Annotated in this window: 26 protein-coding genes; 5 read left to right on the forward strand and 21 right to left on the reverse strand. The window is 54.5% G+C overall.

Going from position 1 to position 23,093, the window contains the following annotated elements; genetic code table 11:
• Nucleotides 1-11: 11 nt before the first annotated feature.
• The 3 genes from J2X72_RS22335 to J2X72_RS22345 all read left to right on the forward strand — a co-directional run bounded on the left by J2X72_RS22335 (nt 12) and on the right by J2X72_RS22345 (nt 2,988).
• Nucleotides 12-689: a response regulator transcription factor gene (locus J2X72_RS22335; protein WP_210004976.1), complete on the forward strand. Its 678-nt coding sequence runs from the start codon at nt 12-14 to the stop codon at nt 687-689.
• 83 nt (nt 690-772) lie between these two features.
• Entirely contained in the window at nt 773-1,180 is a 408-nt protein-coding gene (locus J2X72_RS22340) for a response regulator transcription factor (RefSeq protein WP_210004974.1), read from the forward strand.
• A 53-nt stretch (nt 1,181-1,233) separates the two neighbouring features.
• Nucleotides 1,234-2,988, forward strand: a complete 1,755-nt coding sequence (locus tag J2X72_RS22345; protein WP_310075596.1) for an ATP-binding protein — start codon at nt 1,234-1,236, stop codon at nt 2,986-2,988.
• Between the two features lie 663 nt (nt 2,989-3,651).
• Here J2X72_RS22345 and arsH read toward each other — a convergent pair.
• Both arsH and arsC read right to left on the reverse strand, forming a co-directional pair.
• Nucleotides 3,652-4,380, reverse strand: a complete 729-nt coding sequence (gene arsH / locus J2X72_RS22350) for an arsenical resistance protein ArsH (RefSeq protein WP_310075598.1) — start codon at nt 4,378-4,380, stop codon at nt 3,652-3,654.
• Nucleotides 4,355-4,777, reverse strand: coding sequence for an arsenate reductase (glutaredoxin) (gene arsC, locus J2X72_RS22355; protein ID WP_310075601.1), 423 nt, complete (start codon nt 4,775-4,777; stop codon nt 4,355-4,357). Before arsC ends, arsH begins: the two co-directional genes overlap by 26 nt.
• A gap of 567 nt (nt 4,778-5,344) precedes the next feature.
• Between arsC and J2X72_RS22360 the strand changes: the two genes are divergently transcribed.
• A complete protein-coding gene (locus J2X72_RS22360) occupies nt 5,345-6,454 on the forward strand; it encodes an NADH:flavin oxidoreductase/NADH oxidase (RefSeq protein WP_310075603.1) in 1,110 nt (369 codons plus the stop codon).
• Nucleotides 6,455-6,475: 21 nt separating this feature from the next.
• Here the strand turns inward: J2X72_RS22360 and J2X72_RS22365 are convergent, their stop codons facing one another.
• The 5 genes from J2X72_RS22365 to J2X72_RS22385 all read right to left on the reverse strand — a co-directional run bounded on the left by J2X72_RS22365 (nt 6,476) and on the right by J2X72_RS22385 (nt 11,254).
• Nucleotides 6,476-7,936 carry a diguanylate cyclase domain-containing protein gene (locus J2X72_RS22365; protein WP_310075605.1) on the reverse strand — a complete coding sequence of 487 codons (1,461 nt, stop codon included), beginning with the start codon at nt 7,934-7,936 and terminating at the stop codon, nt 6,476-6,478.
• A gap of 178 nt (nt 7,937-8,114) precedes the next feature.
• Nucleotides 8,115-8,834, reverse strand: a complete 720-nt coding sequence (locus J2X72_RS22370; RefSeq protein ID WP_210004962.1) for a Bax inhibitor-1/YccA family protein — start codon at nt 8,832-8,834, stop codon at nt 8,115-8,117.
• A 22-nt stretch (nt 8,835-8,856) separates the two neighbouring features.
• Nucleotides 8,857-9,630: an anti-sigma factor gene (locus J2X72_RS22375; RefSeq protein WP_210004960.1), complete on the reverse strand. Its 774-nt coding sequence runs from the start codon at nt 9,628-9,630 to the stop codon at nt 8,857-8,859.
• Nucleotides 9,623-10,156 (reverse strand): sigma-70 family RNA polymerase sigma factor, encoded by a 534-nt coding sequence (locus J2X72_RS22380; protein WP_310075608.1) that lies wholly within the window; start codon nt 10,154-10,156, stop codon nt 9,623-9,625. The genes J2X72_RS22375 and J2X72_RS22380 overlap by 8 nt, the downstream gene beginning before the upstream one ends.
• Nucleotides 10,157-10,231: 75 nt before the next feature.
• Nucleotides 10,232-11,254, reverse strand: coding sequence for an AI-2E family transporter (locus J2X72_RS22385; RefSeq protein WP_310075610.1), 1,023 nt, complete (start codon nt 11,252-11,254; stop codon nt 10,232-10,234).
• 216 nt (nt 11,255-11,470) lie between these two features.
• On the opposite strand from J2X72_RS22385, the gene J2X72_RS22390 reads away from it, so the two are divergent.
• Nucleotides 11,471-11,812, forward strand: a complete 342-nt coding sequence (locus tag J2X72_RS22390; protein WP_210005076.1) for a PilZ domain-containing protein — start codon at nt 11,471-11,473, stop codon at nt 11,810-11,812.
• Here the strand turns inward: J2X72_RS22390 and J2X72_RS22395 are convergent.
• The 14 genes from J2X72_RS22395 to ftcR all read right to left on the reverse strand — a co-directional run bounded on the left by J2X72_RS22395 (nt 11,800) and on the right by ftcR (nt 22,861).
• Nucleotides 11,800-12,288: a hypothetical protein gene (locus tag J2X72_RS22395; RefSeq protein ID WP_210004956.1), complete on the reverse strand. Its 489-nt coding sequence runs from the start codon at nt 12,286-12,288 to the stop codon at nt 11,800-11,802. The genes J2X72_RS22390 and J2X72_RS22395 overlap by 13 nt on opposite strands.
• Nucleotides 12,285-12,707 (reverse strand): flagellar protein FlgN, encoded by a 423-nt coding sequence (locus tag J2X72_RS22400; RefSeq protein ID WP_310075612.1) that lies wholly within the window; start codon nt 12,705-12,707, stop codon nt 12,285-12,287. Before J2X72_RS22400 ends, J2X72_RS22395 begins: the two co-directional genes overlap by 4 nt.
• Before the next feature lie 38 nt (nt 12,708-12,745).
• Entirely contained in the window at nt 12,746-13,327 is a 582-nt protein-coding gene (locus J2X72_RS22405) for a rod-binding protein (protein ID WP_210004954.1), read from the reverse strand.
• Nucleotides 13,328-13,402: 75 nt separating this feature from the next.
• A complete protein-coding gene (locus J2X72_RS22410; RefSeq protein WP_210004951.1) occupies nt 13,403-13,771 on the reverse strand; it encodes a hypothetical protein in 369 nt (122 codons plus the stop codon).
• A 42-nt stretch (nt 13,772-13,813) separates the two neighbouring features.
• Nucleotides 13,814-14,563 (reverse strand): flagellar biosynthetic protein FliR, encoded by a 750-nt coding sequence (gene fliR / locus J2X72_RS22415; protein WP_310075615.1) that lies wholly within the window; start codon nt 14,561-14,563, stop codon nt 13,814-13,816.
• A 10-nt stretch (nt 14,564-14,573) separates the two neighbouring features.
• Nucleotides 14,574-16,664 carry a flagellar biosynthesis protein FlhA gene (flhA, locus tag J2X72_RS22420; protein WP_310075617.1) on the reverse strand — a complete coding sequence of 697 codons (2,091 nt, stop codon included), beginning with the start codon at nt 16,662-16,664 and terminating at the stop codon, nt 14,574-14,576.
• Between the two features lie 77 nt (nt 16,665-16,741).
• Nucleotides 16,742-17,008 (reverse strand): flagellar biosynthetic protein FliQ, encoded by a 267-nt coding sequence (locus J2X72_RS22425; RefSeq protein ID WP_106718371.1) that lies wholly within the window; start codon nt 17,006-17,008, stop codon nt 16,742-16,744.
• Entirely contained in the window at nt 17,001-17,408 is a 408-nt protein-coding gene (gene flgD / locus J2X72_RS22430; protein WP_310075620.1) for a flagellar hook assembly protein FlgD, read from the reverse strand. Before flgD ends, J2X72_RS22425 begins: the two co-directional genes overlap by 8 nt.
• On the reverse strand, nt 17,405-17,845 hold the full coding sequence (gene flbT / locus J2X72_RS22435; protein ID WP_210004946.1) for a flagellar biosynthesis repressor FlbT: 441 nt from the start codon (nt 17,843-17,845) through the stop codon (nt 17,405-17,407). The genes flgD and flbT overlap by 4 nt, the downstream gene beginning before the upstream one ends.
• Before the next feature lie 2 nt (nt 17,846-17,847).
• Nucleotides 17,848-18,192: a flagellar biosynthesis regulator FlaF gene (gene flaF, locus J2X72_RS22440; protein ID WP_210004945.1), complete on the reverse strand. Its 345-nt coding sequence runs from the start codon at nt 18,190-18,192 to the stop codon at nt 17,848-17,850.
• Between the two features lie 45 nt (nt 18,193-18,237).
• A complete protein-coding gene (locus J2X72_RS22445; protein WP_310075624.1) occupies nt 18,238-19,287 on the reverse strand; it encodes a flagellar hook-associated family protein in 1,050 nt (349 codons plus the stop codon).
• A 2-nt stretch (nt 19,288-19,289) separates the two neighbouring features.
• Entirely contained in the window at nt 19,290-20,756 is a 1,467-nt protein-coding gene (gene flgK, locus J2X72_RS22450; RefSeq protein ID WP_310075625.1) for a flagellar hook-associated protein FlgK, read from the reverse strand.
• Nucleotides 20,757-20,787: 31 nt separating this feature from the next.
• On the reverse strand, nt 20,788-22,050 hold the full coding sequence (locus J2X72_RS22455) for a flagellar hook protein FlgE (RefSeq protein WP_210004940.1): 1,263 nt from the start codon (nt 22,048-22,050) through the stop codon (nt 20,788-20,790).
• Nucleotides 22,051-22,189: 139 nt separating this feature from the next.
• Nucleotides 22,190-22,861 (reverse strand): flagellar transcriptional regulator FtcR, encoded by a 672-nt coding sequence (ftcR, locus tag J2X72_RS22460; RefSeq protein ID WP_210004933.1) that lies wholly within the window; start codon nt 22,859-22,861, stop codon nt 22,190-22,192.
• Nucleotides 22,862-23,093 lie beyond the last annotated feature (232 nt).

Genomic DNA, 23,093 nt, shown 5'->3' on the forward strand with positions numbered 1-23,093 from the left:
GAGAATGGAAAATGAACATTTCTTTGGGGAATGCAGTCGGCACCATTGAAGCTCGTCCCGAGACGGCCCCTCTGGTGCTGGTCGTGGACGATGATGAGTCGGTGCGGCTCTCGATCTGTGAACTTCTGGAATCGGTGGATATCGAGACCGCGGGGTTTGGCTCAACCCAGGCATTGTTGGACGCGGACATTCTGGACCGACCGGGCTGCATGATTCTCGACGTACGAATGCCAGGTGCAAGCGGTCTTGATTTCCAGGCCCGTCTGGCCGCCAATGGTATCTCTGCCTCCATCATCTTTCTGACCGGTCATGGCGACATTCCCATGACAGTTCAGGCGATGAAGGCAGGTGCGGTCGAATTTCTGACCAAGCCCGTGCGCGATCAGACTCTGCTCGATGCGGTGAACAAAGCCATTGAAATTGACAAGGGGAGGCGCGCCGAACACCTCACAGCCAAGACCAACATCGCGCTTTATGCGACGCTTACCGTTCGTGAGCGCCAAGTCATGGAAGCCGTTGTCCGGGGTGCGCTAAGCAAACAGATCGCATTCGATCTCAACATTTCGGAAATCACGGTCAAGCTTCATCGAAGCAGTGTGATGCGCAAGATGAAGACGCCCTTCATCACCCATCTTGTGCGTGCTTGGCAATCGATACCCCCGGATATACGTGATGACTACCAGGCCTAGACTTTCGTATGGATTTGATAAGGCAGTGATCCGGCAGATACTAAAGCATTGTGACGAGAGTCCGCTGTGTGAAAGTTTGCGAATTGACCCTTATTCCAACCATTGCAGTCGTAGACGACGATGTGAGCATCTGCAACGCCTTAGCCGAATTGCTCGAGGTATTCGATTTCAAGTGCCAGATCTTCGACCATCCGGAAAAGTTTCTAGCCGCATATATGAGGGGGCGGTTCGACTGCCTCATTACCGATCTCAACATGAAAGGCATGTCGGGATTGGAGCTCCAGCAAAAGCTGTCTGCCGCCGATCCCGATCTGCCCATTATCTTCATATCGGCCCAGTCGGCTCCCGAAGCAAAGTCCGAGGCACTGCGTCTGGGCGCGGTCGCCTTTCTGAGCAAGCCCATCAGTGACGATGTTCTGCACAGGCATATCATCTCCGCTCTCAGTCGAGGGACAATGGATAAGCCCGATGATTTGCCGCGCGAGCCGTAACAAGACCGTTTCATAGAATTGAATATCGACCATCGCCTGGAGAGAGGTCGCCAATGAAATCAGTCGATTATCCCACAGAAGCTGGCGAACCGCCTATGCCGGCTGCCATCGGACAGGTTGCTTACTGGCAATTCAATGTGACGCGCGCACGAGCTTTGCTTGAAAGCATGGATGCCGCCTGCCCCGGCGGGGATCAGGAATGGCAACCGGATCGATTGGATATGTTGCTCTCTGCCGTCCGGATTGTGGACGTCAACGATGAAGCAATCCGTCTGTTCGGCCTGCCCGCAGACCGGGACAAAGTATTGGACCGTCCAATTGCAAGCCTCTGGCCCGAACAAAGCCGTGCCGCCCTCGGCGATCTGCTCACGACCGTCGCCACCTCTGCTCACAAAGGAACGGTAGCACGAGAAATCCCCAGCGTGGGGCGGTTACAGCATGTCGTTCTGACAGGCTGGAAGGCTTTTGAACCGAGATGCGCGGACACCGTATTCGTCTCTGTCCGGGCAACCTTGAATGCACCTAATGCTGTCATCGAACTCGAAGCGAGCCAGAAGCGCTATCGGAACATGATATCCTCGCTGCCCATTCCTGTTTGGCAAATCGACGCAAGGCCGGCAGGGCGCATATTTGATCGCCTTCGGGCCAATGGCATCACTGACATGGCTTCGTACTCCGATGAACATCCTGAGATCGTCCAACTCGCATGCGATATTGTACAAGTCTTCGACGTCAACAAAGAGGCCATGGTCCTTTTCGGCGGGAAGCACCGCTCAGAATTCATCAGATCGGTAAAATACCTGTTTTCAACTACACCCGGCGCGACGAAACGCGTGATGCTGGCGCATTTTTCAGGCGTCAGGAATCACGTGGAAGAATTGAAGGTAAGGACCTTCGATGGCCGGCTGCTCGATGTACTGTTGTTGATGACCTTCCCGGTACCGGGCGAGCGCCTCGATACGACAATCCTCATGATGATCGACAACACCGCTCGCCTTGAAGCAGAGGCAAAATTACGAAAAATCGAAGCCGACTTTTCGCATGCAGCGCGTCTTTCCACATTGGGCGAAATGACGACATCGATAGCGCATGAAATCAAGCAGCCGCTTTCGGCCATCCTGATGAACGCTCAGACGAGCCTGCGATATCTCAGGCGAGCCGAGCCAAATCTTGACAAGGTAGACATCCTCACATCCCGTGTCGTTGAAAGCGCACAGCGCGCAGGCGATATCATCGGGAGGATTCAGGATATGGCCGGCAAGCGTGAGGCCACGTCTACTTTGCTCGATTTCAATGAGGTCGTTCGTCAGTGCGTGGTGTTCCTTCGCCACGAAAGCGAGGATAAGGGCGTCGTGATTACGACAAAGCTGCAACCGGATCTTCCCTCTGTCCGGGGTGATCGCATCCAGCTGCAACAGGTGATCGTCAACTTGATCGTTAACAGCATCCAAGCCATGAAGACGGCACCTCAAGTGCAACGCGAAATTTATCTCGAAACGCAACTGGACGACAACGCTCGTGTCTTATTCTCGATCAGAGATACAGGCACTGGTATCCCGGTTGATCATTTAGATCAGATATTCGATGGATTCTTTACGACAAAGGAAGGCGGGCTGGGCATAGGACTGGCCATCTGCCAGTCGATTATCAAAGCTCACGGGGGCGAGATAGCTGCTTCAAACCGTCCGGAAGGTGGGGCGATGTTCGGTTTCTCAATTCCGACAACAGCCAGGGGCCAACTCCAAAGTGAACAGTCGCTCGGTACGTTCCTTGAGCGACAGGACGATACGGTCCCTCGCATAATTTAACCTTTCGCGTAGGCGCTCATCATCGCAGCTTGAAACCGGTGTGGCCCGCCAGCGGCGATGCCGATAGGCCAGCATTGAGGTCATCAACGATCACTTCATTCTCTTGTCCGATGGCGTGGACCGGTGGTCAACTGCCCGCCATGGCGTGCTGATCATCCCGGACTATGCCGAGAGCGAGGCATCTCGAGCTATACCACGCCATAGGGTGCGGTCGAATGGGAGGAAGGTAATCACGAAGAAACTGGGGAACGGGGTAGCAAGTCATTACGTCAGAGCAGTCTTATGGAAGCAATTTAGCTGGACTGAAGACCTTGGGGCTGATCTCGACAATCTCCAGCCCTTTGATCTGGCGCCCTCGTTAACGCAAGTTCAGAGGATCCTTCAGCTGTCGTGACCTCAGCGAAAGTTGGTTGTCCAGATCGACAAATGCCCCGAGAAAACTATCGCAGCGACTGCAAACGATGGCGCTGGAATCGCACACGTTGCGCCGCACCGCGATCATGATCGCTTTGCAGTTTTGACATTCAAACTCAGGATATTCGAAATTTGCCATAGGAAAATTTTATTACAGTTCTAGACGATGCGCGATTCAGGAATTTGGGTTAGGCAATTCGGATAGGATGCGCCAGGCGTGCCGCAGTCCGGTGCTACAGGACAGTATGCTCAGACCGCTGACGTTAAATTCACTCGTTGCTCTAGCTCCGCCGCACTTTCCTTGCGTTCGCTGTACCGGTCAGTCAAATAGCCCGACACGTCGCGGGTCAGAAGCGTGAACTTGACCAGCTCTTCCATGACATCGACGACCCGGTCGTAGTAGGCCGATGGCCTCATGCGACCCTGTTCGTCGAATTCCTGATAGGCTTTTGCCACGGATGACTGGTTGGGTATTGTAATCATACGCATCCAGCGCCCGAGTATACGCATCTGGTTGACGGCGTTGAATGATTGCGAGCCACCCGAGACCTGCATGACTGCGAGCGTACGCCCCTGCGTTGGCCGGATCGAACCCATCGCAAGAGGTATCCAATCGATCTGCGATTTCATCACGCCTGTCATCGCCCCATGCCGCTCCGGACTTGTCCAGACCTGACCTTCTGACCACAATGAAAGCTCCCGCAGCTCCTGCACCTTCGGGTGATCAATTGGAGCGTCATCCGGAAGCGGCAATCCGGCTGGATCGTAAATCCGGGTCTCGGCACCGAAATGTTGCAGTAGCCGCGCCGCCTCCTGTGTCAGAAACCGGCTATAGGAGATCGCGCGCAATGAACCGCAGAGCAAGAGTATTCTGGGCGCATGCGAGGATTTTGGTGCGGCCAACTTGGACGCATCGACCTTGTGCAGTGCCTCTCCCAGAGCGTTCGGCAGATCAGACAACGCGTTTTCCTTCCGCATCAATGACCGCCTGGCCATCCTCTTTGGCAAACGCTCCTTTTTGCGGCTCCGGCAGAATATCCAATACTAGCTCCGATGGACGGCTCAATCGTACGCCCTTCTCAGTTGCCACAAATGGGCGATTGATCAGGATCGGATGTGCCTCCATTGCGTCAAGCAACTGCTCGTCGGTCAACGACATGTCATCAAGACCAAGTTCGGTGAAGGGCGTACCCTTTTCGCGAATGGCTTCGCGGACAGTCAACCCCGCTCTACGGATCAAATCTTTGAGTTCCTGGCGCGTAGGGGGCGACTTGAGATATTCGATGATAATCGGCTCGATGCCCGCGTTGCGAATGAGCGCCAGTGTGTTGCGTGACGTGCCGCAAGAGGGATTATGATAGATGGTCACGGCCATTAGACAGTCCTTTCGATTTTCTGGAAGTTCTGCAAGTCGGCGTCGCGCTCGTACCAATTTTTGCTGCGGTTGGCGATCTATACAACCGACGACACTCCCGAACTTCGGTCCGGACGCCAAGCCGCCCGCCAAATCCGACAGGTCACGCATGAAGCCCCTGGTTTTCCTTTAGCGGTCGCATCTTTATGGGTTCGTTGGGAAAGAGCTGCGAAAGCTTCGATCGTTTCTTCTTTTTTCATATATCTGGATTTATCGATGTAATAGCAAATGTCAAGTGGGGATTGTCAGTGTGAAACCAGCGGCTGCCTTCCTGCATTTTCTGATACCGGCTCGGAAATTGGAGAGAAAGCGGATTGCTTCAACGCTTCGACAGGTGAAGGCTGTCTGTCAGGGCTTCTCAGTGGTGCAGATGTCACTGCCAAGCACCAGCCGCTTCTGGTCATTACGAACCCGCCACTTGACTTCCAGCAGGCAGCCTCCATTTGTTGAATGTCAAATTCAAAAGGAACCTGCTGCGGCGAAACTCCCATTCGCGACGCAGCTGCTCGAAAAGTTGAGGTCATATAGATGAGCCAGTTGTTTCAACCGCTGCGATTGGATTCGCTCGAACTCCCAAACAGGATCATAATCGCTCCGATGTGCCAGTATTCCGCCGAAGATGGCTCGGCGTCTGACTGGCACATGATGCATCTCGGCCACCTTGCCCTGTCTGGCGCCGGCTTGCTGGTCACGGAAGCTACTGCAGTAACGCCTGAAGGCCGCATCTCTCCCCGCGATCTCGGACTTTACTCCGACAACAATGAAGCAGCACTCGGCCGTGTTGTCGCCGCGATCCGCGACTATTCGCCGATACCCATCGCAGTGCAGCTGGCCCACGCCGGGCGAAAGGCATCGAGCCGCGTGCCATGGGAAGGCGGAAAACAAATTGCGCCGAATGAGCCGACCGGCTGGAAAACCGTAGCCCCTTCGCCGGTGCCATATCTGGATGCATACGATGTGCCAACGGCACTGGATGGCGCCGGCCTTGATCGCATACGGGATGCATTCGTCAATGCGGCGATACGCGCTGATAGGATTGGTATCGACGGTATCGAAATTCATGCAGCTCATGGATATCTGCTGCACGAGTTCCTGTCACCGCTCTCAAACAAGCGCGAAGATAAATATGGTCGAAGTCTGGAAAACCGAATGCGCTTCCCTCTCGAAGTGTTCGAGGCAGTACGGGCAGCATTTCCGGCCAACAAGCCTGTCTGGATACGCGTTTCCGCTTCTGACTGGGTCGAAGGAGGATGGGAGGTCGAGAGTACCGTGATCTTTGCCAAGGAGTTGGAGGCGCGCGGTTGTGCCGCCATCCACGTCAGCAGCGGCGGCCTTTCGGCCTTGCAGAAAATGCCGGTTGAACCCAACTATCAGGTCCCATTCGCGCGGCGCGTCAGCGCCGAGGTGAAAATGCCCGTCATTGCTGTCGGCTTAATCACCGAGGCGAAACAGGCGGAAGAAATTATTGCCAACGGTGACGCCGATGCGATCGCACTTGCACGCGCAATCCTCTATGATCCCCGCTGGCCTTGGCATGCCGCAGCGGAACTCGGAGCACAGGTGGTTGCTCCCGAACAATATTGGCGATCCCAACCCCGGGATCGCGCGGATTTGTTTAAAATCCCCCAAACGGCCTAGTTGAAACACGGGTGGTCGTAACTAGTCGAGGTTGCGACGCTCGTTCTCTGACGAATAATGCGAACGCTTATCCTCGTACATCAGCAGATCAGCGCGCTTGGCCACAGCTTCCATCTTCTCTCCGACATTACTCGTGGCCCAGCCGATCGATATGTTTAGGGGTATATTGGAATAATACTGGTTGTTTATTTCGATAAGGCTGCGAATTTCGTCGATCATGCTTATGGCACCAAGCTCATCGACGGCCGGGAGCAGAACGGCGAATTCATCGCCACCAATACGAGCAGCGTAGCACGGAGGCTTGACGGCTCCACCCAGCACTTCACCAACCCGTCGTAACAGACCATCGCCAACGCCATGCCCCCACTGGTCATTGATCACCTTCAATCCGTTCAGGTCGAGGATGATGATCGATACAGGATGGAATTCACGACGTTCCAACCTATTCAACTCATCCACGTAGAAGGCGCGGTTGTAGAGCTTGGTGAGCACATCATGCTTGCCGAGATATTCTAGATAAGCTTCGGCTTTCTTGCGTGCCGTAATGTCGGTCAAGGATATTTGAACCAACGACCAATCCTGTTCGTGGCCTGGAAGAACCGAAAATTGCAGTAGCACATGGCGTTCGGTACCATCGAGGGCGTAATTCACAGTCTCACGCTGATGGAAGAGGTTGCCATTCCAGAGTTCGATAAGCTGTTCCCTGAAATGCACATCCATCCCGTCCCTGAAAATATCAGGAAGCCTGCGCAGCAATGTCAGTTTGTCGGGTGCCAGAAACAGCCTCAGTGTCTCGTTGTTGACATCGATGACACGGATCTCGCTCGCACATTGTCCAACGAATTCAGGATGGACATCGGTAAACACACGAAAATCGGAAATGCCCTGCCCCCGCACTTCATCAAGCAAACGCTTAATGCGGCTGAAATCTTCCACCCAAAGAGACACAGGGGAATATTCGAACAGACCTTCCGCGTAGCGCTTGCTCTCGATCTGTTGCCGCCGCGCATCTTCGCGCTCGGTTACGTCTTCGATGGAAAGCAATACCCGTGTCCACGAATCTTCATATCCTGGTAAAACTGCACCTCGAAGCTGGATATCCAGCCGGCGACCCGTCAGCGTGTAGTTCACCGTGTCACTCGAGAACTCGGTATCGCCATCCCACAGAGCTGACAGCTCCTGTATGTGCGACTGAAGCATGTCGTCGCGAAAGATAGAGTCGAGATTGCCGGTCAGATGGTTGAAATCACTTGCTTCAAATAGAGCGAGGGTCTTCTTGTTAACCTTGAGAACGCGGATCAGACTTGAGCATTCTCTAATCCGGCTCTCGTCCTCGCGCAGATAGGCTCTGATGTCGGTGACACCCAATTGCCTCCACGTCTCGAACAGATGCTTGACGCCACTGAAATCTTCTAGCCATAACGAGATCGGCGCGAGATCAAAGGTTTCGATATCGGCGTGATGATCGACATGCTCATTCATATAGCGCGAATCTCTCGGCTGGTTCCTGTGTCACCAGGTTATCTATATGAACGAAATTCACTGAACAATCGTTACCTTGTGTAGAACGAACGCCAAAGACCCCCGCGCTGTGGGGCTGCATCGCACTATGCAGACGCCTTTAGGGCGCCTGCATAGCCTCGATTGCTATTAGGTTGCTTTATTCTTCCCGCTGGCCAGTCAGGCTGAGCAGCAGCTGGAAGAGGTTAATGAAGTTGAGGTAGAGCGAGAAGGCCCCGAATACGGCCAGCTTCTGCTGCGATTCCGAATCGTAACTTTCGGCATACTGTTCCTTGATCGATTGCGTGTCCCAAGCCGTCAAACCGATGAACACCAGAACGCCGGCGACGGAGACAACGAACTGCAGCATTGACGAGCCAAGGAAAATGTTGACGAGACTTGCCACGACCACACCGATAAGTCCCATGATCAGGAACGAGCTGAACTGGGAGAGATCACGCTTCGTCGTATAACCATAAAGGCTGGTAGCGCCGAACATCGTGGCCGCGATGAAGAATGTGCGGGCGATGCTGGTTCCGGTAAAGACCAGGAAGATCGATGCCAGCGAAAGCCCCATGACCCCGCAGAATGCCCAGAACATGGCCTGCGCTGATGCTGCCGACATGGTTTGCATTTTGAACGAGAAAAACATCACGAAAGCAAGGGGCGCCAGCATGACGACCCATTTCAGGGGGGTCGAAAAGATGGGAACATAAAGTGCCGGTGTCGAGGCGACGACGAAGGCAACAACGCCTGTCAGAACAAGGCCCAACCCCATATAATTGTAGATGCGCAGCATATGCTGGCGCAGTCCCTCATCGAACAATGCAGCCGACTGTCCGCGCGCTGTACCCATTTCATAGCGAAGTGGTGTATTCATGATTGTGGATCCTCTTTGTTAATCAGTAAAGGGTCGTTACCAGCTGCGACGCAGCGGTTTCGAGTTCGGTCGGACTTGCATTCGAAACAAGCGCATAGGCAACATCGCCAATCTGGAAATAAGCCGCTGAGCTATCGCCCACACGCACTGCTTTTGGCTTGACGACATCGAAATTGCCGGGGCGAACCGCGAAAAGCGAGAGCCGTCCCATGTCCGCTGATGTGATTTCCATCTCGACACTTGGTCCGAAGGCCGATGGGAAAAGCTGGACGTCATTGACGATCCAACGGTCCAAAAGTTGTGGCATGGTGATGGCGGTGGCCGCACGAATTTCCGCAGGATCGTAGCCATTCACCTCGGACTGCGACTTCATCCCCGCCCTGACCAAGGACGTCTTGTGGGCCATCACCGCATCTGAAACATAAACGGGCGGCGGTGTCGAGGCGACCACCTGCGAGATGGTCAACGGCCCAAAGCCGGCATGTGCCAGCCACCCGAAACCGACAAGAACGGCGACCGCCGCAACACGTTGCAGATTGCCAAACAGCCGGTTTCGCACAAGGCCACGTTCAAGGCGACGCGCCGCATCGCTCGTCTCCGGCGATCCCTTGCTGTGCATGCCGGTTAGCGCCAGCCGCAATTCGTCCCTCGCCTGCAGGTCCGACATGACGCGGGCCGCCTGCTCGGGGTGATGGGAGAGATAACGGGCGATCTCGATGCGTCGGCCCGCATCCAGCTGGTCGTCGACATAGGCATCAAGATCGGCTTCGACGACAGGATCGATCGCGTCATTCATCGCGGCCTCCAACGATTTTCAGATGTGCGGCTTTGCCGGGTTGCTCAGCCTCGAGAGAACGCAGCGTCGCACGCGCGCGGCCAATTCTGGACATCAGCGTGCCAATCGGTATTCCCAAAGTTGCTGCAGCTTCTTCGTAGGAGAGACCTTCGATCGCTACCAAATGCAGAGCTGCTCGCTGCTCTTCGGGCAGCGAAAAAAAGGCATCCCTGACCTCCATTAGCCGCATGGAATGCTCCTGCGGTGGCTGGAGGACGGTTTCGGCATTGACCGCCAAAGCATCCCTGCGGCGCGCTTCCGACTGGCTCGAGCGCTTGCTGTCGATAAAACCGTTATGCAGGATCGACAAAAGCCAACCCTTCAGGTTTCCGCCGTCGCGAAAATGACTGCGCCGCTCGTAAGCGCGCACCAGCGTATCGTGCACAAGGTCTTCCGCGTCGGTCTCGTTCCGGGTTAGCGAACGTGCATAGCGGCGCAGCGATCCAAGCTGGCCAACAACATCAAAACGGGGTTTCGGACTCTCCATAGGGCGTATACGGACCTGCGGCGGATTTATTCCCTGCCATCGGGAAATTATATCACGCGACCGCGAGTTTGCGGCTTAGATCAGGCTCTGTTTCTTAAGTTCGTCCTTGAGATAGGCATAGTAAATCGGGGCGGCGATGAGGCCAGCGATGCCGAACCAGGCTTCCAGCACGATCATTGCGAGTAGCAATTCCCATGCCCGCGATTTTATCCTCGATCCGATGATCCTGGCATTAAGGAAATATTCGAGCTTGTGGATGATGACCAGAAAAGCGAGCGAACCCACTGCGGCAACAAAGGAAACACTGAGCGCCACTACCACAATCACCGTGTTGGAAATCAGATTGCCGATAACAGGAAGTAGACCGGCAATGAACGTGACGGCAATCATGGTCTTGACCAGCGGTAGGTGAACACCAAAAAACGGTAAGATTACAACAAGATAGATGGCTGTGAAAACTGTGTTTAATGCCGAGATTCGAAGCTGCGAGAACACGATGTTGCGAAATGCCGCGCTTAATAGCTCGATACGTTCCCGAAGCGCAATCGCGAGTGGGCCCGGTTCGGGTGATGCCGCAACGGAAGAACTGAGTGCGATCATTCCGCCGATCACCATTCCGACAATGATTCGAACCAGGAGAACGCCAAGTTCCCTGCCGACAAGCTGAAGCTGGCCTGCATGTTCCCGCAGCCACTTGGCAGCCAGCGTTTCCAGTTCCTCCAGATTTGACGGGAAATAATCGCGGGCCCAATTCGGCAGATGTAACTGCGCTGTATCGATGATTTCCGCCATCTTTTGGAAAAGGGAAACTATACCTTCGTCGGAACCGTCGGTGAGCAGTGCCATACTGCTCATGACGGCGGCAACAATCACGAGGATGAAGATCAGTGCCAGCATTGCCAACGCTATGGTTTTTGCCAGATGCCCGGAAATGCCTAATCGACCGAGGAATGGAGCTGAATAATGGACGAGGTTGTAGACGAGCAGTCCTGAGAGGAGAGCCGAGAGCAGGCCTAGTTCAAGCACAGCGACGAGCGCAATGAACGACAAAATGTAGGAGGCAATCCGGAGCCTGGCGGCGGTTGGCAAGTCTGTCACCTGAGGGGCTGTCAATATTCAGCTGTACCTACTCTTGAAAACGTCCGCGACGCAAGCACCATTGATCCGGGCAAGAAAATCTTCGCAAGGGGTGTATCCGATCTAAGCATAACGGATTTGCAATTGTTTGCCCCTACAAGCCTACGAATAAAACCGCCGGTATGAAAGTCGCCCGTGCGCCTTCCTACCGGCTTCAATCCGGGCCAGCGAACGTACATGCCATTTTACCAAACGAACAGCAAAGCAGAGAAGCGCGTCGAGGAGCGCAAGCGAACACGATTGCGGTCCGGCAAGCTCGTCGCGCTCGATGGACAGTTCCTGACCGAATGTCATTTTCATAATATTGCTGGTGGCGGCGCCAAGATCAGGGTTGTCGGCCAATTAACCGTCCCAACTCGCTTCTGGCTGTTCGATGATCAATATAGCGGCGCATTGATTACCGAAGTCGTCTGGCGCCAGGACATGGAACTTGGCGTGCGGTTCGTCGAGGATCCGGACGTTACGCCTTTGACGGACACAATTCTGCGCGCGCTAGCCGGCAAGTATTATTCACTTTGAGGTGCTTGTTGACGCTCCAAACCTCTGGTGTTCTGGTCGCGGATTTCCTTGGCAGTTATGTAGTTGAATTGCTCAACGAGCAGGTCCTTCACCAATGGCTGCGGAAATCGCGCATTGATCCCGTCGATGATCGATTTCTTGACATCATCGAACTTGACTTCCTGGACGTTCTTAACGTCCGAGTAATGCCCGTAAAACTGGCTGAAAATCTCGTCATTGATAAAATATGATACCGGAATCTTGAAGGACGCGTTCACGGTGTGATCCAGTGTATATGCCAGCTGAGACACTACATAACCCTGAACCGCGTTGTCCACGATGATCGGGACACTGAAGACTTCGGTCTTGCCATCATCCAGTGCTTCTTGAGCGTTGGGTGCAACGGCTGCTGTCGCCGAATTCTGCCGGACGGCAAAATACAGGGATCCCAGTGCAACGACGCAGATCCACAGACCGATCAGCACAATTCGGATCATGCACCGAGCCCATTTCTGACCTGGCTCGCAGTGTACGTTCCGTCGGCTTCCTGTGTCTCAAGTACATCGCGGATAATTCCCGCAAGCTCTGTTACTGCACGCAAGTGCAATTTGATAGCATCGCAATTTCGATCAAGCTTTTGACGCAGGCTATCGAGAACCGGCTGGAGTGTCTTTAGCGCGCGGGTATCGACGGTCTTCACGGCCTTGCCCATCGCCTTGTTGAAATCACGCAACCCGCGGCTCTTATTGGCGTTGATATTTGCAAGATCTACCAACTGACCTTCGAGAAGCAGCCGTGTCTCGCGCTCCACGACATCTTCCAAACGGCGAATGGCGAAAAGCACGGGCTCCAGCGCCGGTTCGGGCACATCGCTGCGGTTCTGATCATCAGCCATTAATTCTATTTCGATTTCCATATCTATCTCTCCAATCTCATCGGCCTGATAGTCGCGCTCTAACTCTGCCTTGAGTTGTCAACGCTTTCCGTTGATTTTAATTGCTTATGAATGAGCTGGCGTTGGATCTGGTACAAAATGACATTTGAATCCTGCTTTTGAAAATGTTGCTGATCTATGGACATCCCCGAAGCTGCTCCCCCAGCTTGCGCCGGGGCTTCAGACTTCGCCTTTTTGGCGCTCTGCTGCTCTAACATACGGGCGACACCTATGCCGCCGGCATCGGCCATCTTGTTGGCGACAGCTTCGGCCATCATCGATTTCCAGTAGTCCCCGGCAATTCCTTCGCCGAAGACTGCCTGATTGTCTCCGGTGAACATGGATTCGACAAAGGATTGCAGCATAAAAGCTTCGAACTTTTTGAATGCCGCGCTCGGTGCATGGGTTACGCTACCGGCATTAGAGCCGCTTGTCGAAGCCGGTTGCTGCATGGAGGCAAAGTTCTCACGTGAGAACTGCATCTGCGCCGCGACGCGGTCGGAAGCCATGCTACGCAACTTCTCCAGGGAGGTTCGCAACGTGTCCGGATCGGCTGCCATGGCAACATCCAATACCAGATCGGAAGGTGGATTAATGGCCATCGATTCCCGTCCCATGCTGTTTCATTGCATGCACCCTACCCTTCCAAACTTACGGGAGGCTTGAGCCTTGCGTCTTTAGACCAAGCGTCTGGCAAGCAGATGTCCCATATATTCGTCCGTTTCGTCCGCAACTTCTGCTCGCGATTTCTCCTTCGCTAAATCGCGAAGCCGGTCATCCAGCGTGTCGAGCGTTCGCGACGTTTTAAGCAGATTCCGTTTGGCTTCGACCATCTGTTGCGACAACTGAGCCTGAAGTGATTTGTTGGCTTCTAGGCGCTTCATAATAATATGCACAGGAACAAACGCTGATGTATCCACGGCAAAACGATCCTCCTGCATCCTAAAGAGAGCGTCATTCTCTTCCTGGATCGCAGCTTGCTTTGCATTGATGCGCGACAGCTCCAACTCATGGCGCGCTTTGGCGAGCTTTTGCAGTCTGATCAATCCGAGATAGGATGCCCGGGTTGCGTCATTCGTTGCCATCGCTCAAAAGTTCCTCAGATACATTCCTGCCTCATTGCTGAAAAAACGCAGAAGGTCGGACATGCTGAAATAGAGCAGCATCAGCCCGCCCGCGAGGACGAAGGGCAATGAAATGAAATAAACAGGAATCGAGGGCGTCAGCTTGTTAATCAGGCCCACCGCAATATTGACCACGACGGCAAAGACGATGAAAGGCGCCGCGATGCGTATGGTGCTCATGAACGCCTTGGACAGTGTGTCGGTCAGATTGACCATCGCCGTTGCGGGCTGGAAGATCCCATCCACCGGAATTGTCGAATAGGATGAAAGCAGCGCACGCAACACCTCCAGATGCAGGTCTGAGACGAAGAACAGACACAGCGCGGAGAGCGTGACCAGACTTGCGATGGCTGCCTGCGGTTCTTCCGATTCAATGGCGCGCTCCGGTGCGCCCGAGTATCCAGTAGCCATGGCCATGGCATTGGCCATAAATTGCAGTGCCCAAAAATAGAGGCGCGACAAAATTCCGATGAACGCGCCAACGATCGCCTCGATTACAATTATTCTCATCAGCATCAACGGTGCTGCCTTTGCCGCCGGAGTGACCTGCGGCAGTACCAGCGGCACGACCATAAGAGAGCAGGCGAGCGCCAGGAAAAGGCGTATTTGCATGGGAATGCGTGGACTGGAGATGCCCGGCATGATCATCAGGCAGGCTCCTACGCGGGCAAAAACAAGCAGTGCCGCAATGATGCTATCGCTCAGTGGCGGCACGCTGGGAGCCTCACGAAATGGTGCCGAGGGAACGCACCTCTACGCCCCGCGCGATCTCGACATGCGACAGGACCGATAGTGTCGCGAACAGGCGCTCGATGATCATTCTAATGTAAGGCCGCGCTTCAGGCGAAGCGACGAGAACGAAGCGCTCTCCCCCGTCTAGGTGTTTGCGGATCGCGACACTAGCCTCATTGCCGAACTGCTCCAGCAGACGCGGATCTATATCGAATTCCGTAATCTCGCCCTTGGCATCACGTTTGAGGCTCTGGTGGAAAACCAAATCCCAACGGTTGCCGAGACGTAAAACCGAAAGAACGCCATTGTCGGCAAGGTCGCCGCAGATCTGCTGGGCCATTCGCATCCGCACATGTTCCACGATCATTTCCGAGCGGCGGATATGCGGTGCCACCTCCGCTATTGCTTCGAGGATGAGATTCAAATTGCGGATCGATACCCGTTCCGTCAGCAGCAGCTTGAGAACCGCCTGCAGGCCAGAATAGGAAAGATGCGCAGGGCAAATATCGTCAAGCAACTTGCGGTATTCGGGTCCAAGACGGTCCAACAGTGCACGCATGTCCTTGTAGGAAAGCAGCTGCGCCAGATTGTTGCGGACTATCTCGCTGAGATGCGTCAGCAATACGGAGAGATTATCGACCGTCATGTAGTTGTCGCGCTTGAGGTCCGCCGCGAAGATTTCCGGAACGGAGTATGCCTTCATGCCGAAGGCTGGTTCCCTCACCTCTTCGCCCGGTACATGCGGGGGTGGCCGGTCACCCGGAATAACCAGGATTTCACCGACCCGCAGCTCATGCGAAGCCACAACTGTCCCGTGGATTTTGATCCGGTAGGTCTTGGGAGGCAGGAGAAAATCGTCCGTGACTTTGATTTCCGGGACTACAAAACCGTACTCAACCGCAAATTTCTTGCGCATCTTGTTGACGCGATGCGCAAGTTCAAGCTGCGACGCGAGCAGTCTTGCCGAAATTTGCTTGCCAAGACAGAGCTCTATCTGCGCGGTTTCAAGCGAGGCCCTGACAGAATCCCGGTCTTCCTGTTCCGCATGTTGCTGCCTCAGCGCGATTTCGGCTTGCGCGGCAGCGGCCACCCGGGCGATGTTGCGCGGGACAGCAACGCCAATCGCGACAAGTCCAGCCGCAAGCACGAAAAACGGAAATGCAGGCAGCCCAGGCAAGATGCCGAGCACGAATAGTAACACGGCAGCGACGAAGAGCGCTTTGGGATAAGCACCAAGCTGACCAAAGACGGCCTTGTCGGTTGAACCGCGCGTCCCGCCTTTAGAGACAAGAAGACCGGCTGCCAGAGATACGATCAGTGCCGGGATTTGGGTGACGAGACCATCGCCGACAGAGAGCTTTGTAAAGACATCCGCAGCTTCGCCGACTTCCATGCCATGCCGCGTCACACCGATGATAATACCACCAAAGATGTTGACGGCGGTAATGATGAGTCCGGCAATGGCATCACCACGCACGAATTTTGAGGCCCCGTCCATCGATCCAAAGAAGGCGCTTTCTTCTTCGAGCTCGCGCCGCCGGTGCTGCGCTTCCTTCTCGTCGATCAGGCCGGACGAAAGGTCCGCATCAATGGCCATCTGCTTGCCGGGAATGGCGTCGAGCGTGAAGCGTGCACCAACTTCGGCGATACGCGTGGCGCCCTTCGTAATGACGAGAAAATTGACGATAATAAGAATGGCGAAGACCACCAAACCGATGACGAAATCACCGCCCATGACAAACTGCGAAAAGCCATGGATGACCTGGCCAGCTGCGGCATACCCTTCATCGCCATGGGTCAGGATGACACGCGTCGTCGCAATATTAAGCGACAGGCGCATCATTGTCGCAATCAGAAGCACCGTGGGAAAGGCTGAGAAATCGAGAGGGCGCTGGATCCACAGCGACACCATCAGGATGAGCACTGAAAGGGCAATGGAGAATGCGAGACCAATATCAAGAATGATTGGAGAAACGGGCAGGAAAAGAACCGTCAGGATGATGACGATGCCGAGAGCAAGGCCAACATCGCTGCCCGTCAGATAGCCCTTGTCGCCTAATCGTTTTACTGCGGCTTGCTGCACGGCATTCTCCTGTTGTCACCGGGACAATAGATACCGAAGCTTGTGCGAAGCCAACGTGAGTGCCGGCGGCAAACGCGTTAGAAACCCTTCTCGATCCGAGAATAGGTCAAGAGCGTCAGCGTGTTGATCTGTGAGCCAACAAACGGAGCGGTCAATGCAAGAACCGCCAGGATCACAAGGATCTTGGGGACGAACGTGAGTGTGATTTCCTGTATTTGCGTCAGTGCCTGAAACAGTGCAATGCAGACCCCAGCCAACATCGCAGCTCCGACTGCCGGGCCAGAGGCAACGATTACCGTCCAGATAGCCTGATTAACGATATCGAGTGCGTCTGCCTCATTCATTGCCGGCCGAAATGACGATGCCGGCGGTGATTGGAAGCTGGGCGCCACCCACGAGTGTTGCAATCATGCCGTCGCTGTAGATGCGCACGGACTCAACAACGCCCTTGACGGTACCGTCAGCGCTTGTGACGGTCCGGCCGATGATACCATCGGCCTGTGACAAAGACGAACTCGCAAGCAACTGGTCCAGCTTGGTGTTCGTCTGAACCGCTTGTTCAACGCTTGAAAACTGTGCGAGCTGCGAGATTTGCTGCGTCGCATCCATCGGCTCGGTCGGATCCTGGTTTTTCATTTCTGCAACCAGAAGTTTCAAGAAGGCCTGATAGTCGACGCCAGGTCCGGTAGCCTTAGACGTATCTGTCGTATCGCTCTGTGTACCTACGGGAGGGATCGTGGTCATGCGTTTGCCTCCGGCCTGACGGCCTGTTGTGTTTGAGAGGAAATAGTCGGGTCGGCTGAACCAAAAAGAATCTGCGCTTCCAGCGCGTAGAGTAGTCGGATCGATTTCAGAGCGTCGAACACACGTTCGTTGCACATCATCTCATCTATCAGCTTCAATTCTTTCAACATCTGCTGGTTTTCAAACGTTGCGAGCAGCGACGCCAACATACGTTTGAAAGTGCGGTTGGCCTCCTCCTTCATTGCAGGATTGATCAGCATGATCTGTGCGGCGAAATAGAGCTGTCGTAGAGGCGTCGTCGTCTGATCGGCCTGAATGACGTGGCTTTCGAGAAGAAAGCTGACATCATTCATGAATTCGATGGAAACCTTGCGGTCAACGCGCAAGACAGCCCCATTCACGTAGACTTTTTCACCGGCACGCAACGAGAGTTTCATGATTAAAGCCCATCGCGAATGGTTTTGGTGATATCAATGATGCTGTCGTAGTCTCGCGAGGTCTCCTGCCTAATTTTTTCCAGTTCCTTCAAAATGAACAGACCGATCGAAATCAGTGACGCGCGCAATTGCTGGGGCAATCCATTGGCGGGACTAGCAACGTCTTCGATCACGATCATCCACAGACGCGACGTAAAATACACGGCCTCAACACCTTTATATGAATAGCCGATTTCATCGCGAGCCGCTTCCAGCATCACGATCGACTGATCAAACAAGGAGCGTTCCCGTTCCTTGGCTTCGTCAGCACCATCGTTCATGATGTCGTCGTATCGGGCCTGGTACATGTGCTTTTCCGGCTTTTAACAAACGCGGCTATCGCGTTCGTTGTGTTACTTCAAGTAATTGAGCAGGCTCAGGCTCTGGATCTTCACGGTCAAGGCGTAGGAAGCATCAATCTGAGTCCTCAAGGCCTCTACCCGGTTGGCGGCCTCATATGGGTCTACCGCTTCCAGATCGAGAACCGAGCTATTGAGAACCTTGATCTGTACTGTCAGCCGGTCGGTCGCGTCCTTTGTCCGGGCTTGGGCATTGCCCAGGAAGGACTGAGCACCCGCCAGCAAAGTGGAATTCTGGTTGGTGGTCTCCGCGACCTTGTCGATCACCGTGTCAAATGCTGCCTGGTTGAGACCGATATCACCGAGTTCCGCCATCATTGTATAGCTCATTGCGAGCTGGCGGAATCCCGCATTGTTGGCGCTAATCGACGTCTCCGCCAGCTCAGTTGGCGCAATCCGGCTCTTGACGAGCGTATCCGACGCCGAAGACCAATTGGCCGACCACGAAGCGGAATCGAATTCGGCCGCAAGCGACGTGTCCAGGTAGGTTTTCATATCTGCCGCGCTGATATTTGCTACCTGGGGGTCAGTGGTCGGAAAGCCGAAGTAATCCTGAAACGACTGCAGAACGGCGGCCTTCGCTGGATCTCCTGCGGAGCCGTAATCACCAAGCGGCTTAACGTCAGTGTTCTCACCCGCGAAAATATACTCACCATTGTAGCTGGTGTTGATCAGGTCGGTGGCAGTCTGCAAAAGACCCTTCGCTTTGTCGACGATAATCGAACGGCCCTCGCTCGCCCCGCGCATCGCCGTCACATTGCCGAGAAAATCCTGCGATCCCTTGATGACATTGCTCAAGGCATCTTGAGAGGCCGTCATCCGTTCGGAGATCAGCCCATTGGTCTGGGTCAAAACCGTCAGCCGATCGTGCTCTTTGCGCAATGAAATCGACTGGCCTGTGCGGCTTCCAAGGGTAAGCCCTGTGTCGAAAACAAAGCCCGTTGTGGCTTCCTGATTCGCCTTGACCAGTTCTGCCTGCGCCTTGGCGATGATATTACGTGTCGAGTTGGATAGCATATAGGATGAAACCGACTGGGTCTTCATATCTATCTCACCGCCTGAAAGAGTTCGTTCAACATGGCGTCGACAGCGGAGATGATCTGCGCCGATGCCTTATAGGAATGTTCGAGATCGAGCATCGACGCCATTTCCGTGTCGATATTCACGCCACTGGTATTGGAAATTGCGTCCTCGGCACGGGATGCCAGAACGGTGTTGTACTCGTTGGTCTGGGTTACCGATTTGCGCTTGGTCTCAAGCGAACTGATAGTGGCCGCAGAAAAATCAAGAAGACTTCTCCCATCACCGGTGGCCGCGTCCGGATCGTAGTTGCGAGGCGCTGAGATAGAGCTGATAAAACCCTGAAGCCGCGCTGAAAATCCTGCCGAGCCGTCGGGATTCTGGACGTAATCTGCACCGGCCGCCCCGCCATCTCGCAAAAGTGCGGGATTGCCACCTTCGGTCAGAATGAAGGCGGCAGAAACCTTGATTGTGCCGGCAATGCCCGGAAGAATCGCCGCGTCCGCCGGCATTGTCGGCGCCCCTGAATACGTGAAGAGGCCGGGCACCGTCGGTAGCGTCGCTGGTGTCTTCTGGTCCTTTTCCGCAAACATGCTGACGAGGCTGCGCGCTATCTCGTCGAGTTGGTTTTGATAGGCCGGCGCCGTGTCATCGCGCAGTTGCAACAAACCGCTGAGGCGGCCGGTACCATAGGGCTGCTGAAATGTTCCATGCGATAGCGGCACGCCATCGACATAGATATCATTGCCGCCCGTACCCGCGCTGAATGCGCTGGTCGGTGTGAAGCTGACCGCGCGCGGTGAACCTTCGAAAAGAGTCACACCGGATTCGGCAAACACCACCATGTCATTATCGCCGCGAACCAGCGTCGTGATGCCGATCTCGCCCGACATCTGTTTCAGCAGGCCATCGCGCTGGTCGAGATAATCCGAGACGTCTGTGCCGGAACGCGTGCCGTTGATGATCCTGTTGTTTACGGTCTCGAATTGCGCCAGCAGCGAGTTCAGATTCTTTACTGAATCGCCGATGTCGTTGTCAGCATCCTGGCGCAGCTTCTGCGTTTCTTCCGTGCCCTTGTTCAGGGCGTTGGCGAGTTCTGTCGCCTTGGTGACCGCGGATTCCCCAACTGACGTGTTGCCGGGCTGCGAGGCGTAGAGCTGCAATGAATCGCGCAAATCCCCAAGGAGCGAACTTGGTGATCCCGATGCATCATCGGCCGAATAAATTCCGGAAAGCCGGTCAAGGCCGGCCTGCAGCGTGTTGGAAGCGTTATACTGGCTGTTACTTTCAATGAACTTGGACAGCAGTGCGGAGTCGGCGGAGCGGGTCATGGAAAGATAGGTCGATCCATTTGGCCCGCTGACGACGGAACCAATCCGCCGCGTAAAATCAGGATCGTTGGCGCCCGCAATGTTACGGGAGACCAGCGCTGTCTGTTTCGATACGGTATTGAGAGCACTCTGAGCAGTAAGGAGCGCCGAAGTTAGTGACATGCCCTGTGTCCATTCGCCATTAGGAGTTCAGCTATCTTTTCAGATTCACCAGCACGTCCATCAAATCCGCGCCGGTCTGAAAGACCTTGGAATTTGCGGTATAGCTTCTCTGAGATTCAATCATTTCCGTCAGTTCCTGCGCGATGTCGGCATTCGATTCTTCCAGTGCCCCGGATGTCAACGTGCCAAAGCTGCCACTACCGGCAAAGCCGAGTTGGACGTCGCCGGATTCTGCGCTTGGCGAGAACACATTGCCTGTCATGACAAGCAGGTTGTCGGGACTTGGAACATCGGCCAGCGCAATCTGGTAAATCGCCCGCTTCGCACCGTTCTTGTAGATGGCGGTTACGGTACCATCGTCGGCGATGCTGACATTTTCGATTGGGCTTGGGGTGTTGCCGTCAATCTTTACCTCAATAGGCGTGTAATCGCCTGCCAGCTGTTTCGTCGCGGAAAAGTCGATCTCCAGCGCCTGTCCGTTTGGTACAGGGATCGAAATCGACTTGTCGGCAGAGGTGAGCTTGCCGGTGACGGCATCAAACGTATAATTTTCCGTCGTCAACGGAGCGGCAGGAGTATAGGGAAACCCACCGGCGGCCGATGCATTGGCATGATTATAGGCGGCAACCTCCCAGGTATTGTCTGCAGTCTTGGTGAAGTAGAGATCGACGACGACAACGTTACCGAGATTGTCAAATGTCTGCACGGATGTCTTGGCCGTATATTGAGCTGACGCGGTGGTATTTGTTGGAGGGCGGTCAGCCGCGGCAACAATCGAAGCGCCGGCCGGAAGATTGGCCGTGAATATGCCGGTCTTGCTTGGATCAGCGATCAGGTCATTTTGAGCGATGTTGACCTTTTCGAGGCCCTGAAAGCCGTTGGCAACCGGATTGACGTTGCCATTGACCACGGGATAACCCATCAGATAGTAGCCGGCCGAATTTACGAGATTGCCTTGCGCATCAGGTACGAATGAACCGGCACGCGTCAGATAGGGCGTATCATCGGCATTGCCGACGATGAAGAAGCCATTGCCTTTCAGCGCAAGGTCGGTCGACGAAGTCGTAAAGCGTTGCGAGCCGTCATCCGAAATATGGTGGCGAATGACCGTTTCGACACCACCGGAATTATAAGCCCCGCCAGAACTTGGCAACACCAGCGATGCGAACTGCGTGCTGGCGCGCTTGTAACCGGTCGTGCTGGAGTTGGCGATGTTGTCCGCCACGGTCGACAGCCTGTTGGCCTGAGCATTCATGCCCGACACACCGGTTCGCATCATTCCATAGAGGCTCATTTCCGTCTCCTTGCACCGTGATTCAGTTCAGAATCGTTAGCGCGCAATACTTGCGCGAAGCTGACGTTCAGATGGTGTCACTGGTGAATACTTGAATTTCGACTTGACCGCCGGCGGCGGTCAAAATTGCTCTGGCAAGTTAGTCCAGATTGATGCAGTAGCCGAGAAAGCGCTTGGAATCGATCGGATCATAACCAAGTTGCTCACGCAGCTTCTTGCGCAGCTTACTAATGTGACTCTCGACAACGCTTTCCTCGACATCGCTGTCGAAAATGCCGTAGATCGCGCTGAATAGCTGCGCCTTGTTTAGCCGGCGCCCGCGATTGGCGATCAAATATTCAAGTATTCGACGTTCTCGCCGCGGCAGGGAAAAATCAAACCCATTGACCTGCGGATCGCGGCCGTCAGAAAATACCCGAATCGGACCCACCTGGGTTCCCGCATCCCCAGTACCATAGCGGCGGCGAATGGCATTGATTCGCGCCAATATCTCTCGCACATGCATCGGCTTGCGAACCACATCGTCGACACCCGCCTGAAAAAGTTCCAGCGTATGTTCCAATGACTGGGTCTCATTGACAGCGATGACTGGCGCTGAACAACGCTCTCGAATTTTTTGTGGAAACTGGCTGCGATTGACACATTCTCCTATGAGAAATGCCTCGACCGCCATAATGTCGTTTTTCTGAACGGTGGCGACCCAATCGCCGAAATCGTCCGGAGTAAAACCTGTTGTTGTTATGCCCTCACGGGCGAACCACGCCGAATACCCACTCGTCACCAGACTTCGTTCGTCGACGACTACAATCACTGCCCCACCTTCCGAATCATTTATTTTGCCCCAAGCAACACACAACTAGCGGGGTCGATGACTCGGCGACAATTCCCAATATATTGTACCTAATTTATTGGGAGACCTAAATAATTCGGATTAGATGAATTCTTGGGGGAGGTGGCAGCTCCCGCGCGGGCAGGATCACGACCCATTTGAATTCTACAAAATAGGACAGCTGGGACAAATTCACGTTTTATTACCAAGTATT

Source organism: Phyllobacterium sp. 1468, assembly GCF_031455525.1.
Lineage (GTDB): Bacteria > Pseudomonadota > Alphaproteobacteria > Rhizobiales > Rhizobiaceae > Phyllobacterium.